Annotated in this window: 9 protein-coding genes; 8 read left to right on the plus strand and 1 reads right to left on the minus strand. The window is 51.8% G+C overall.

Going from position 1 to position 14,033, the window contains the following annotated elements:
• Positions 1 to 4: 4 nt before the first annotated feature.
• A complete protein-coding gene (locus ACTNDI_RS06620; RefSeq protein ID WP_441100079.1) occupies positions 5 to 2,041 on the minus strand; it encodes an ABC-F family ATP-binding cassette domain-containing protein in 2,037 nt (678 codons plus the stop codon).
• Positions 2,042 to 2,227: 186 nt separating this feature from the next.
• Here ACTNDI_RS06620 and ACTNDI_RS06625 point away from each other — a divergent pair, with 186 nt between their 5' ends.
• The 8 genes from ACTNDI_RS06625 (at position 2,228) to gltA (ending at position 13,820) form a co-directional block, all read left to right on the plus strand.
• Entirely contained in the window at positions 2,228 to 2,869 is a 642-nt protein-coding gene (locus ACTNDI_RS06625) for a redox-sensing transcriptional repressor Rex (RefSeq protein WP_441100081.1), read from the plus strand.
• A gap of 203 nt (positions 2,870 to 3,072) precedes the next feature.
• The gene (locus ACTNDI_RS06630) at positions 3,073 to 4,593 is read left to right on the plus strand and encodes an NAD(P)H-hydrate dehydratase (protein WP_441100082.1); all 1,521 of its coding nucleotides are present in this window, start codon (positions 3,073 to 3,075) and stop codon (positions 4,591 to 4,593) included.
• A 321-nt stretch (positions 4,594 to 4,914) separates the two neighbouring features.
• Positions 4,915 to 5,658, plus strand: a complete 744-nt coding sequence (locus tag ACTNDI_RS06635) for a YebC/PmpR family DNA-binding transcriptional regulator (protein WP_441100084.1) — start codon at positions 4,915 to 4,917, stop codon at positions 5,656 to 5,658.
• Between the two features lie 87 nt (positions 5,659 to 5,745).
• Positions 5,746 to 6,615 carry an undecaprenyl-diphosphate phosphatase gene (locus ACTNDI_RS06640; protein WP_441100086.1) on the plus strand — a complete coding sequence of 290 codons (870 nt, stop codon included), beginning with the start codon at positions 5,746 to 5,748 and terminating at the stop codon, positions 6,613 to 6,615.
• Positions 6,616 to 6,641: 26 nt separating this feature from the next.
• Positions 6,642 to 9,731 carry a DNA translocase FtsK 4TM domain-containing protein gene (locus ACTNDI_RS06645; protein WP_441100087.1) on the plus strand — a complete coding sequence of 1,030 codons (3,090 nt, stop codon included), beginning with the start codon at positions 6,642 to 6,644 and terminating at the stop codon, positions 9,729 to 9,731.
• Between the two features lie 3 nt (positions 9,732 to 9,734).
• Complete coding sequence (locus tag ACTNDI_RS06650) at positions 9,735 to 11,180, plus strand: FN3 associated domain-containing protein (RefSeq protein ID WP_441100089.1); 1,446 nt, start codon at positions 9,735 to 9,737, stop codon at positions 11,178 to 11,180.
• Positions 11,181 to 11,529: 349 nt separating this feature from the next.
• Positions 11,530 to 12,417, plus strand: a complete 888-nt coding sequence (locus tag ACTNDI_RS06655) for a sulfide/dihydroorotate dehydrogenase-like FAD/NAD-binding protein (protein ID WP_441100091.1) — start codon at positions 11,530 to 11,532, stop codon at positions 12,415 to 12,417.
• Positions 12,417 to 13,820 (plus strand): NADPH-dependent glutamate synthase, encoded by a 1,404-nt coding sequence (gene gltA / locus ACTNDI_RS06660; RefSeq protein WP_441100093.1) that lies wholly within the window; start codon positions 12,417 to 12,419, stop codon positions 13,818 to 13,820. The genes ACTNDI_RS06655 and gltA overlap by 1 nt, the downstream gene beginning before the upstream one ends.
• Positions 13,821 to 14,033 lie beyond the last annotated feature (213 nt).

A 14,033-nucleotide genomic window follows, 5' to 3' on the forward strand; every position in this document is an offset into this window, starting at 1 on the left:
CCGGTCATTCCTCGTCGGAAGCTGTCTCCCAGTCTTCATAGAGTTCCTGAAGCCTGTCGTTGTTCGCGTTCTGTTCCTTCGCGAGCTCCTGGCATTTCTGCAGGTCCGTTCCGGTCTCCGGTTTCAGAAATTCTTCGTCGATCTCTTTGTTCCTCGCCTCCAGTTTCTCGATTTCCTCTTCAATTTTACGGATCCGGTTTTCCTTTTTCCGAAGTCTCGCCTGTTCCTCCTTCTGCGCTTTCCAGTCCAGTTTTCCGGAGCCGGAGGAATCCGTGGCTGCCGCAGGAATTCCATCTGCGGCAGTCTGTCCGGCCGGCGCTGATCCGGAGTCTCCTGATTCGGAGCCGGAAGAGGAGAGGGAAGCTGTTCCTGCGCCGCCGGGGCCTTTTCCGCCCGCGCCGTCAGACGCGGGAGAGGAGGCATAGGCACGCGTCAGCTCTTCTTTTTTCTCCATGTAATAATCGTAGTTGCCGATATAGTTGACCAGAGTGTGATTGGTCAGCTCCAGAATGCGGGTCGCCGTCTGATTGATAAAATAACGGTCGTGGCTCACATAAAGCACCGTTCCGGTATACTCATTCAAGGCATCTTCCAGAATCTCCTTGGAGATGATGTCCAGGTGGTTCGTCGGCTCGTCAAGGATCAGAAAATTTGCCTCCGAGAGCATCAGTCTTGCCAGGGATACACGCCCGCGCTCGCCGCCGCTGATGGAAGAGATCTTTTTGTATACATCATCGCCGGTAAACAGAAAGGCAGCGAGAACATTCCGGATCTCTGTTTCGGTCAGCGTAGGATAGTCGTCGGCGATCTGCTGAAAGATTGTTTTCTCCGGGTCAAGCAGCTGCTGCTCCTGATCGTAGTACCCGATATGGACCTTGGAACCGAGGACGATTTTTCCCTCATCCGGCGTCAGAAGACCGTTGATCATTTTCAGTATGGTGGACTTTCCGGTTCCGTTGTCACCGATGATCGCGACCCGCTCTCCACGCTTGATCTCAAAGGACTGATTACGGAAGAGAAGAAGCCCCGGGAATGCCTTGGACAGACCGGCCACGGTGAGCACATCCTTGCCGCTTTCCGTCCTCGGCTTCAGCTCAATGCGCATATCCGCGCTGACTTCCTGCGGCTTCTCCAGAACCTCCATTTTATCGAGCATTTTTTCTCTGGATTCCGCGCGCTTGATTGACTTCTCCCGGTTAAACTGCTTCAGCTTGGTGATGACCGCTTCCTGATGACGGATTTCTGCCTGCTGCTTCGCCCATGCGTTGTACTGTGCCTTGCGCACGATTGATTTCTTCCGGCTGTATTCGTTGTAGTTTCCCTCGAAGCTCATGGATCTTCCGTTTTCGATCTCGATAACCCGCGTGACGATGCGGTTCAGGAAATACCGGTCATGAGAGACAATGAGCACAGTTCCCGGATAATTGATAAGAAAATTCTCCAGCCACTCGATGGAGGAGAGATCCAGGTGGTTGGTCGGCTCATCGAGAAGCAGGATATCCGGCTTTGTCAGCAGGAGCTTTCCCAGAACGACCCGTGTCTTCTGGCCGCCGGAGAGGGAGCGCAGACGGCGGTCAAAATCTTTTTCCTCAAATCCGAGTCCCTTCAGGACGCCTGTGATCTCGCTCTCCGCCGCATATCCGTTCTGGAGCTCAAACTCATGCATCAGCTCTGTATAGCGGTTCATCAGCGAAACGGCCTCTTCGCCCGTGACCGTGTCCATCCGGCGCTCCATTTCCCGCAGACGCTGCTCCATATCGAGGATATCCTGCTTTGCCTTCCGGACCTCCTGATAGATCGTCTCATCGGATTCCATGTCCTGGTACTGTGCCAGATATCCCATGGTCTTGCCGTGTGTGACGGTGACTTCTCCGGTATCCGGGCTGAGAGCTCCGGTAATGATCCGGAGGAGCGTCGATTTGCCCGCTCCGTTCACGCCGATCAGAGCGGCCTTGTCCCTTTCTTCAATATGAAAGGAAATATCCTTCAGGATTTCCTCTGATCCAAATGTCTTGCTGATATTCTGACAGGAGAGAATCATATCTGTCCACCTCACACATTCGTAGCTTTTCCTGTTTGCGTCCCGCCGCTTCTCTGGCGGAGCATTTACCTTCCAATTATACCGAAAAAAAACAACAAAGCAAGGGCACCGGGAAAAAGAGAAATACTTTGACAAAAATTAGACAATTACATATAATGGTAGTAGCTTCAAGGAGGTTTTCTTATTATGAGTCAGAAAGAAATTTCGAAAGCCGTTATCAAGAGGCTGCCCCGTTATTACCGGTATCTCGGTGAACTTCAGGAGGCCGGCGTTGAGCGGATTTCTTCCGGTGAACTCAGTCAGCAGATGAAGGTGACCGCCTCTCAGATCCGGCAGGATCTGAATAATTTCGGCGGTTTCGGGCAGCAGGGCTACGGTTATAATGTGCAGTATCTTCGAGAGGAGATCGCCAAAATTCTCGGACTGGACCGCATACACAATATTATCATTATCGGTGTCGGACATCTGGGACAGGCTCTCGCGAATTATACGAACTTTGAGAAGAACAGTTTCCGTATCATCGGACTTTTCGACAATAATCCCGAATTAAAGGGCAAGGTCATCCGGGGTGTTCCAATCCGTATGACGGACGAGATTCCATCCTTTCTCCGGGAGAATGATGTCGAAATCGCGACGCTGACTCTCCCAAAGGAATACGCCATTGAGGTAAGCAAGATGCTGATCGAAAACGGCATTCACGCCATCTGGAATTTTGCGCACACCGATCTGAACCTTGTGGTACCGAAGAATGTGGCTGTTCAGAATGTTCATCTGTCCGAAAGTCTGATGCGGCTGTCCTACAACCTCAAGACACTCGAAGAGAAGTAGACACCTGCCGATACAAGACGATATAAGAGCCCCTCGCGTAGATGGGGGCTCTTTTTGGAACGGAAAAGAAAATTGTTATCGGATCTCATCAATTGGAGCAGAGAAGAGAACGTTTATCGGATCTCATGAATTGGAGCAGTGAAGAGAACGTTTATCGGATCTCATGAATTGCGCTGTTCTTCAGCAGAAAGGGAGGATACAGAATGAAACTGATCTTGAGTGCAAGGCAGCATCAGGACGCGGATCGAAGCGCTGTCGCGGCTGGAATGCCTTCCATGGTCCTCATGGAGCGGGCGGCACTTGCCTGTGCATCAGAAATTGAAAAACGGCAGTATGACATGGATCGGATCCTCGTCGTCTGCGGAACGGGAAACAATGGCGGAGACGGAGTCGCTGTGGCCCGCGTTCTCTGCGAGGAAGGATACAGCTGCACGGTTTTTCTTGCCGGACCGGAGGAAAAATTCAGTGACCAGCTGAAACAGCAGCTTCATATCATCGAGGGTTTTCCGATCCCGGTCATCCGCGCCCGCAGCACACCGGGCGCGGAACTGGAGGATTTCCATCCGGAGGATTATTCTCTTATTATAGACGCTCTTTTCGGGATCGGGCTGAAACGGGACATCACCGGAATATATGCCGAACTTATTGACCGAATCAATCATTCCGAGCTTCCTGTCGCCGCTGTCGATATGCCGTCCGGTGTCAACACCGACTCCGGCGTGATCATGGGGACAGCTGTCCGTGCGGATCTCACTGTCACGTTCACAACCGGAAAGGCAGGTCTCTACATCTATCCAGGAGCAGCCTGTGCCGGGAAGGTCAAAGTGAAGCAGATCGGAATTCCGCTTACCAGAGAAATCACGAAGGCCTGCCATCTGTATACCATCGAACACAGTGATCTTGAATATCTCCCGAAGCGTGATGAATCGGGCAACAAGGGAACCTTCCGGAAGATTCTCGTCATCGCCGGATCGCGGAATATCTGCGGGGCGGCATATCTTTCCGCAAAGGCCGCACTTCTGACCGGTGTCGGAATGGTGAAAATCTTCACAGAAGAAAATAACCGCACACCAATCTGCGCACTGTTCCCGGAAGCTCTCATTTCCACATACCGGGATGGCGCAAAAGACTTTCCACAGCTTGCAGCGGATATGAAATGGGCGGATACTGTACTGATCGGTCCAGGACTTGGAACCGGCGATACGGCGCTTTCTCTTATGCGGGAATTCCTTCGTCTGAATCAGGAAAGAAAAATACCTGCAGTTTTTGACGCTGATGCGCTGAATCTCATTGCGGCGCACAGCGACCTCCTTCGGGAAATCCGTTTTCCCTCCGTTTTCACACCACACGTTGGTGAGATGAGCCGTCTGACCGGCATCGCTCCCTCAGATATCAAGTCATCTGCCGTCAGCATCGCAAGGCATGCTGCCGAGGAGGTCCGCAACACGGTGGTTCTGAAAGACGCCGCAACGGTCACAGCGCTCCCGAATGGCAGCTGCTTCCTGAACCGGTCCGGCAACAGCGCACTATCCACAGCCGGGAGCGGAGATGTCCTGACCGGAATCATCGCCGGTCTGACCGCGCAGCACGGAGATTATACCGGTGTCGCTGCCGCACTCGGAGTCTACATTCACGGAAAATGCGGAGAGCGGGCATCCGAGAAATATTCAGAGGCCTCCGCAACTGCCGGAAACATCCTCGAATTCATCCACGAATTTCTCTGATGAACCGGCGCCGCGCCTTTTCCGCTGTCACCTCAAAGGGAGACAGAACTCTGAAATTTTCTGCTTCTTTGCTGCTTTGACTCTTTTTGCAGCCGCTTTGACTCTCTTTGTATTTGCGTTGAGCCGATTTGACTCTCTTTGCAGCCGGTTGACGATCCATCCATTCAGTGATATATTTTTAAAGTAATGTTAAAATTAGCGCGAGTTATGAAAACCGCCGGACTCTGCATACAGCTTGTGGTGTTGTATACAGCATGGCCGGTTACCGTATACGGCGCTGAATTCATATACTATTTACAATTTAATGAGGAGTGAAATTTTATGTCAGGACATTCAAAGTTTGCGAACATCAAGCACAAGAAGGAGAAGAACGACGCGGCTAAGGGCAAGATTTTTACCATCATCGGCCGTGAAATCGTGATTGCCGTGAAAGAGGGCGGACCGGATCCGGACAACAACAGCAAGCTTCGTGATGTAATCGCAAAAGCCAAGGCCAACAACATGCCGAACGATACCATTAAGCGCGGTATTGAAAAGGCTGCAGGTGCCGCGAACGCGGACAACTATGAGCACATCACCTATGAAGGCTACGGCCCCGGCGGAGTTGCCGTAATCGTCCAGACACTTACAGACAACAAGAACCGCACGGCAGCAGATGTCAGAAGCGCATTTTCAAAGGGAAACGGAAATGTCGGAACACCCGGATGTGTTTCCTTTATGTTTGATGAGAAGGGACAGATCATCGTCAGCAAAGAGGATTATGATGGTTCCGCAGATGATCTCATGATGCTTGCTCTTGACTGCGGCGCGGAAGATTTCAATGAAGAGGAAGATTACTATGAGATCCTGACTGCTCCGAATGATTTCTCTGCGGTTCGGGAAGCTCTCGAGAAGAAGGGCATTGTCATGTCTGAGGCGGATGTCGTCATGCTTCCGCAGACAAAGACCGCGCTGACGGATGAGAATGACCGCAAGATGCTTCAGAGGATTCTGGATCTTCTGGATGAAAGCGATGACGTTCAGAATGTGTACACCAACCTCGACGGTGAGCTCGACGAGGAGTAATTGAACTGATATGATCACAAACCGGTCCCGACCTGCAGATTTTTTCGGACCGGTTTCTTATAACTCTGAACAAATAAGGAGTAAACGATGTCTATTCTACAGGCGATGATTCTGGGGTGCATACAGGGTATTGCATCCTTTCTTCCTGTCAGCAGCTCCGGACATCTGGTGCTGGCCGGCAGTTTTATGGGAATCAGCACCGGGCTTTCGCTGAAGTTTCTGACGCTGATGCATATCGGAACTCTGGCAGCGGTATGCCTCGTTCTGAAGGATGATCTTCTCCGTCTGTGGAACGCGCTCACCGGTCTCATCCGGGACGGCATATTCAATCTGATCACCTATGCGCAAAACTTCGGACATCCGGAGGATGGAGAATACCGTCCGATGCTGAAATCCGCTTACCGCAGACTTGTGGTGTATATGGCGGTTTCCATGATTCCGACATTTCTGATCGCCCTGATTCTTCGTCGTTTCGCCGAAATCGGCGCCCGGAATCTTCTGATCACCGCCATGGGATTTATGGTTACCGCACTGATGCTGATGGTATCCTCGTTCTCGGACGACCGGAAGAAGAAACCGAAAGGCACGAAGTATTCTGACGCCTTAATCATCGGCGCATTCCAGGGAATTTCAGCGGTTCCCGGGGTGTCCAGAATCGGCATGATCATGGCAGGATGCAGTCTCGCTGGTTTTTCCAGAAAATACACGATCCGGTATGCCATGTTGATCAGCATTCCGTCGATTCTGGGCGGACTGATTCTTGAGGGGCCGTCGCCGGTATCTGTCGGGAAGACCGTCGGCATTGGACCGTGTATCGCAGGGATACTTGTCGCTGCAGCGGTCGGATACCTGGTACTCCGTTATACAATCCGGTTATTGAACAGAAATTTAAATCGTTTTTTTGCAGTTTATTGTCTGGCGGCAGGCGTATTATCCATCATTGCATACCTGCACTGAGACAAAGGATAAGAGGAGTGTAATCATTGGCACGTAGTAAGGGGAGACAGGAAACCGCGTCCGGCGTTTCCGCAAAAAGCAGAGTCCGGAAGACTTCAGCGACGGGGAAGCTGAAATCATCCAGGACTTCCGCTTCGTCGGGCAGATCATCCGGAGGGAGCGCATACGGAAGAAGTTCCTCTGGAAAGGGCACTTCAGGAACGGGTTCCTCCAGACGGCGTTCCTCCGGAAGAACATCCGGCGGGTCCGCATCACAATACCGGACATCCGGTTATTCCACGAAAGCCAAAGCGAAGCGTGAAACAGAAATCAGACGTGACGTCGGGATTCTCCTGACTCTCGGCATCAGCATTCTTCTGTTTCTTTCCTGTATCGGTCTCGCCGGTCCGGTCGGATCCGCTCTGGCATCGCTGGCATTCGGCCTTTTTGGAATCACTGCATATATTTTTCCTTTTCTGCTTCTCTATCTGGTGATTTTCCTGATGGCAAACTCAGCTTCTCCGGATGTCACGCGAAGGGTAACCTCGCTGTCGGGACTGTATATCTTTATCTGTGCTTTTGCGCAGCTGATCCTCAGCGGATATGAGAAGAGCGCCGGACCCGCGCAGATCTTCCGCGAGTGTTCAAGATACCACACCGGAGGCGGAATCATCGGAGGAATACTGGTTCTGCTGTTCGGAAAAGGCTTCGGTATGATCGGTGCCTATGTCATTGTGATCCTGGCGCTGGTAATCTTTGCGCTTCTTCTTACGCAGAAATCTCTTTTTTCGCTCATACGTGACCGCAGCGATTATCTCTATGACACCCGCGACATTCGTGAACAGGAGAGAGAAGAGCGCCGGCTGATCCGTCAGGAAAGAAGAGATGCGGCGATCGCGAAAAAGGAGCGGGAGGCGGCGCTTCGCATGAAGACCAGAGAACGGCAGGCTGCGGCCGAGGAGACAACCCGTATGGCCCGCCGTGTCGAGCCTCAGACGATTCCGCATCCTGACAGAGATCCGAATTCCGCTGCGAAGCTGTCTGCGCCCGTATCAAAGACAACCATTGACGCGGCTTCTCTTGCGCCGATCATCTCGGAACTGCAGACCGCTCAGACGCCGGACAGCAGCAATACCGGCAGTGGAGACAGCAAAACCAATAACAAGGCCATCCGTAAAACAGATGACAATACCAATAAAAGCAGCAAGAACAGGTATAAACCGGACCATTCCTTTGATCCTGAGACCGGGGAGATCATTGAAGACGAAGATAACCTGGAAGATGATTTTCTGATTACACCTGAGGCAATTCCGGATGACATCATCAGCAATGGAACAGGCAGAATACAAGCTTCCTCCGCACCGGCAGGAGAGTCTCTTCTGCCATCTGCCGGTCAGGAAAACCATTTCGATGAAGCCGCGGGCAGACCATCACGCGGCATGGCTGTTGATACCGCTTCTGCTGAAAACGGAAAGGGACAGACAGGGCAGAAGACGGATCCGAAGGGAAACGGCGTTCTGAAGGAGCACGTAAATCCGGAAGAACACGCAGATCCGAAAGAGATAAATACTTCTCCAGAGAAGGGCGGCCGAAAGGCAAGGGCATCCGCAGGCGGCGCAGAAGAAATCCAGGTCCCGGAACAGGACGAAGAGATCGCGGAGGAATATGTTTTTCCCCCGATTGATCTGCTCAATCCCCCGAAGCCCAATCAGAGAGGCGACTCGAACGAGCATCTTAAGGCGACAGCCGCAAAGCTCCAGCAGACGCTTCATAATTTCGGCGTGGAAGTCACCATCAACCACATCAGCTGCGGCCCGACCGTTACACAGTATGAGCTGACCCCGCAGATGGGCGTAAAGGTCAGCAAGATCCTGAGTCTTCAGGACGATATCAAGCTGAACCTGGCCGCCACCGATGTGCGGATTGAAGCCCCGATTCCCGGCAAGGCCGCGATCGGGATCGAAGTCCCGAACAAGACAAATACCACAGTAAGCATGCGGGAGCTTCTGGAATCCGAGGCTTTCCGGAAGGCGAAATCAAAGCTCGCGATCTGTGTCGGAAAAGACATCGCCGGACAGCCGGTGATCGCCGACATCGCGAAGATGCCGCATCTGCTGATCGCCGGAGCCACCGGTTCCGGAAAATCGGTTTGCATCAACACCTTCATCATGAGTATCCTCTACAAATCCAGACCGGATGAGGTGAAATTCATCATGATTGATCCGAAGGTTGTTGAGCTTTCCGTATATAACGGGATACCGCATCTGCTGATCCCGGTCGTCACAGACCCGAAGAAGGCTGCGGGCGCTCTGAACTGGGCCGTCTCGGAGATGACCGACCGCTACCAGAAATTCGCGGAGATGGGCGTGCGCGATCTGAGAGGCTACAACGAAAAGGTAGATGCGATGCCGCCGGATGAAAACGGTAAAAAGCCGAAGAAGATGTTCCGTATCGTAATCGTCGTGGATGAGCTTGCGGACCTTATGATGGTCGCGCAGAATGAGGTGGAGGACGCGATCTGCCGGCTGGCTCAGCTTGCCCGTGCCTGTGGCATTCATCTGATCATCGCGACCCAGCGTCCTTCCGTCAATGTCATTACCGGACTAATCAAGGCAAATATGCCTTCGAGAATTGCTCTTTCCGTAACCTCGGGTGTTGATTCACGAACAATCATTGACATGAATGGTGCGGAGAAGCTTCTCGGTAAGGGTGATATGCTCTTTTACCCGCAGGGCTACCAGAAGCCCGCCCGTATTCAGGGCGCTTTTCTGACGGATGAAGAGATCGCAAACGTAGTCAATTATTTAAAGGAGAACCACAAGGTCCTGCACTTTACACAGGAGAACATGATGCAGATTCAGGAGGCAATCGACAAAAACGCCGCCGGATCTGTCAGTCCAAGCGGAGACGCGATGGACACGGATTCCTATTTCACGGATGCCGGAAAACTGATTATTGAAAAGGATAAAGCTTCGATCGGTATGCTTCAGCGGGCATTCCGGATCGGATTCAACCGCGCTGCCAGGATCATGGATCAGCTCTGTGATGCCGGTGTCGTCGGAGAAGAAGAAGGAACAAAACCACGCAAAGTCTTGATGTCGATGGAACAATTTGAGAATTACCTGGAGGAGAATTGATCAATGAGGACTTGCACAAACTGTGGCGCGCAATTTCCGGATGATGAACTGATCTGCCCCGTATGCGGACACGAGGTACAGCTCGTGCCTGACTATGTCACGATTGAAAGCAAGATTCAGGAAGACAAAAAAAGAAAAGAGGATGAAGCACAGAGACGCCGTGAAGAGATGGAACGGGAACAGGCGATCGAAAAACGGAAGCAGCAGATCCGCCGCAAGATCCTCCTGCTGATTGTGCTGATTGCCGCGGCTGCTGCCGCTGTCATCATAACATCGGTATCGCTTCATCTCCGCAAACAGCATGGGTCCTTTGCCTATCAGTATGAAAAAGCGCAGAGCTCCTATGAAATCGGCGATTATGACGATGCCCTGTCCTATATCACAAAGGCTCTGAAAATCGACGCTGACAATGACGACGGGCTTTATCTGGAGGCAGAAATCTATGCTGCCTTGAAGAAAAACAGTGACGCAGAGTCTGTTCTGGAAAAGCTGATTGCCGGAAACGGCGACTATACCAGGGCATATGATCTTCTGATCAAATTATATACCGCCGACAGGAACTCGGACGCGATACGCACCCTGCTGAAGAACTGCAAAAACAAGAAGGTACTGGCGAAATATGAGAATTACCTCCCGAAGGCGCCCACCATCACCCCTGAAGGCGGCACTTACGATGCTGTCCAGACCATAACGATCGAGTCCTCTGACAGCGGAACCATCTACTACACAACGGATGATTCCACACCGGATCTTTCCTCTTCAAAGTATACCGGTTCCTTTAAACTGAAGGAGGGAACCACAACGGTCAAGGCAATCGTTGTCACAGACAAGGGGCTCACCAGTGAGACTTCCAGTCAGGAATTCAGCATTGAGCTCGATACTCCTTCCGCTCCAAAAATAACACCGGAATCTGGCACCTACACGCACGTGAAGGGGAAGAGCAGCAGTTCTGAATCGGTTTCGTCTTCCTCCGGCAATGACACAGACACTGATGTCACCCATATTACGGTTACGGTTCCGGATGGTTATACATGTTACTATGCCTTTGACCAGACACCGACCAAAAGCAGCAACAAGTATACCAAACCAGTGAGTATGCGTCAGGGGGAACATATCTTCTACGCGGTGCTGTGCAGCAAGGACGGAAAACTCGGAAAGGTGGCATCCGCAACCTATATTTACTCAGTTGTTACCCCGACAGCAACGCCGACACCGACTGCCACACCGACACAGGAGGCAAGCAACACCTACAACCCGGTGAATGCCTATAATTCGGAGACGGTAGCCACACCGACACCAACGGAGGCGGCAACACCGACACCGACTGCCACGCCGACTCCGGAAGCTTCTTCATCAACCTCTTCCGCAAACTCGGAGAACAGGGAACAGACCGGTTCTGAAAGTACCGGAAAGGAGAGCGATAAAGCTGCCGAAGAGAACTCAAACTGAACGAGTCAGGAAAAGTGCAGGAAGGCATGTAATAATTCTGCCGAAGAGTACTCGAACGAAACCGGTCAGGCTGTGCGAATGCATGAACAACAATACATTTGTGATAAAGTACATTGCAAATTGCGAAAAAAGCCTCACAAAGTTTCTGATTTATGGTAAACTATTACAGATATCTGCTTCTGATGCATTTCGGCGGCGTTCCGGATGCATCCCGATCCAGATGATCTAATACCGATCATTACGGAAGGCTTCTGTTTTCCGTGAGGATGCGTGGTCACGATATCATTGTATATGAAGAATCATGATATACTTGAATTGCGCGAATATATTTTTATATCAGGAGGACAACATGTATAAGATTTTGTCTGCAGACAACCTGGCCGCAAATATCTACCGTATGGTAGTTAAGGCGCCAATGGTAGCAAAGCATTGTCAGCCCGGGCAGTTCATCATTGCCAAGGTTGATGAAGTAGGAGAGCGTATTCCTCTGACTATCTGTGATTACGACCGGGAAAACGGAACGATTACTATCGTATTCCAGCCAATCGGAAATTCCACACGGAGAATGGCCGAGCTTACAGCAGGCGATTCCTTCGAGGATTTTGTCGGACCGCTCGGACGTCCGTCCGATCTGATCGACACGCCGATTGAAGAGCTCAAGAAGAGAAGCATTGTCTTCATCGCCGGCGGTGTCGGCACCGCACCGGTATATCCGCAGGTTAAATGGCTCCATGAGCACGGCGTGACCGCAGATGTCATTATCGGCGCCAAGAATAAAGATCTTGTCATCCTTGAGGATGAATTCAAATCCGTATGCAACCTTTACATCACCACAGACGATGGTTCCTATCAGCGCAAGGGTATGGTCACCGTATGTCTTCAGGATCTGATCGAAAAAGAGGGCAAGCACTACGACTGGTGCGTTGCAATCGGACCGATGATCATGATGAAGTTCGTATGCAAGCTGACGAAGGAATTCGGCATCCACACAGTAGTCAGCATGAATCCGATCATGGTCGACGGAACCGGCATGTGCGGCGCCTGCCGTGTCATGGTCGGCGGAGAGGTCAAATTCGCGTGTGTAGACGGACCGGAGTTTGACGGTCATCTCATTGATTTTGATCAGGCTATGCAGAGAAACAGAATGTATCAGACAGAGGAAGGCCGTGCGATCCTGAAGGCTCAGGAGGGTGATACCCATCACGGCGGCTGCGGAATGTGCGGAGGTGACAAGTGATGGAAGTTGATATGCTGAAGAAAGTTCCTGTCAGAGAGCAGGATCCCAAGGTTCGTGCCACTAACTTCGATGAGGTCTGCCTTGGATATAATCAGGAAGAGGCGATGGCTGAGGCCACCAGATGCCTGAATTGCAAGAAGCCCAGATGTGTAGAAGGCTGCCCCGTCCATATTAATATTCCGGCATTTATCAGCGGCGTAAAGGACGGTGACTTCCGGCACGCCTATGATGTCATCAGTGAATCCAGTTCTCTTCCGGCTGTCTGCGGACGTGTATGTCCTCAGGAGACACAGTGTGAGGAGAGATGTATCCGCGGAATCAAGGGTGAGGCGGTCTCCATCGGAAAGCTCGAGAGATTTACGGCGGACTGGGCAAAAGAGAACGGAATCAAGCCGACTCCCGCAAAGGAGAAGAACGGCCACAAGGTTGCGATTATCGGAGCCGGTCCTTCGGGTCTGACCTGTGCAGGAGATCTCGCAAAGCTCGGCTATGATGTCACGATCTTTGAGGCGCTTCATAAGGCCGGCGGCGTTCTTGCCTATGGAATCCCGGAATTCCGTCTTCCCAAGGACAAGGTCGTTGAGAAGGAAGTCGAGAATGTAAAGAGTCTCGGCGTTAAGATCGATACAAATGTCGTTATCGGCAAATCCGAGAAGGTCGACGAGCTTCTCGGTGAAGATGGCTTTGAGGCTGTATTTATTGGTTCCGGCGCAGGACTTCCGCGTTTCATGAATATCCCGGGTGAAACCGCACTCGGCGTATTCTCCGCAAACGAGTATCTCACCCGGAATAACCTCATGAAGGCTTATCGTGACGATTACTACACTCCGATCCACAGGGGCAAAAAGGTAGTCGTTGTCGGCGGAGGAAATGTTGCCATGGATGCTGCCAGAACCGCACTGCGTCTCGGTGCCGAGGTACACATTGTATACCGCCGTTCCGAGGAGGAGCTTCCGGCACGTCGCGAGGAAGTTCATCATGCGAAGGAAGAGGGCATTATCTTTGATCTTCTGACAAATCCGGTGGAAATCATCGCGGATGAGAAGACCGGCTGGGTGAAATCCATCCGATGCATCCGCATGGAGCTCGGTGAGCCGGATGCGTCCGGCAGACGCCGCCCGGTTGAGATCCCGGGTTCTGAGTTCAACATGGACTGTGATACCGTCATCATGTCCCTTGGAACATCTCCGAATCCTCTGATTTCCTCTACCACAGTCGGACTCGACGTGAACAAGAGAAAATGTATCATTGCAAGCGAGGAGAACGGTCAGACGACCAAGGAAGGCGTATTTGCCGGCGGCGACGCGGTTACCGGCGCGGCGACCGTAATCCTGGCCATGGGCGCAGGTAAAGCGGCCGCGAAGGGAATTGACGAATTCATCAGATCCAAATCCGCAAAGTGATTTTGATTTACGCGATCGTCGCGATAACGAGACAACGTCCGCGAAGCGCGTTTTATCTCGTTTCGAAACATCCCGGAGAACTCCGGGATGTTTTCGTTTCTTCTGGAAAACGTTCTCTGTTCGCAGGACTTCCGGCACTGTAATTTTTTCCTTTTCATCCGGAATCCTGCAGATGACCGGCCTCGTTGATCTGCCGCGATTTAAAGACAAATT

Source organism: Bilifractor sp. HCP3S3_D3, from assembly GCF_052063915.1.
Classification (GTDB): domain Bacteria; phylum Bacillota; class Clostridia; order Lachnospirales; family Lachnospiraceae; genus Bilifractor.

Excerpts from the sequence above, each read along its gene's own strand:
- ACTNDI_RS06620 (WP_441100079.1), bottom strand. The coding sequence starts at position 2,041 with ATGATTCTCTCCTGTCAGAATATCAGCAAGACATTTGGATCAGAGGAA.
- ACTNDI_RS06625 (WP_441100081.1), top strand. The coding sequence starts at position 2,228 with ATGAGTCAGAAAGAAATTTCGAAAGCCGTTATCAAGAGGCTGCCCCGT.
- ACTNDI_RS06630 (WP_441100082.1), top strand. The coding sequence starts at position 3,073 with ATGAAACTGATCTTGAGTGCAAGGCAGCATCAGGACGCGGATCGAAGC.
- ACTNDI_RS06635 (WP_441100084.1), top strand. The coding sequence starts at position 4,915 with ATGTCAGGACATTCAAAGTTTGCGAACATCAAGCACAAGAAGGAGAAG.
- ACTNDI_RS06640 (WP_441100086.1), top strand. The coding sequence starts at position 5,746 with ATGTCTATTCTACAGGCGATGATTCTGGGGTGCATACAGGGTATTGCA.
- ACTNDI_RS06650 (WP_441100089.1), top strand. The coding sequence starts at position 9,735 with ATGAGGACTTGCACAAACTGTGGCGCGCAATTTCCGGATGATGAACTG.
- ACTNDI_RS06655 (WP_441100091.1), top strand. The coding sequence starts at position 11,530 with ATGTATAAGATTTTGTCTGCAGACAACCTGGCCGCAAATATCTACCGT.
- gltA (WP_441100093.1), top strand. The coding sequence starts at position 12,417 with ATGGAAGTTGATATGCTGAAGAAAGTTCCTGTCAGAGAGCAGGATCCC.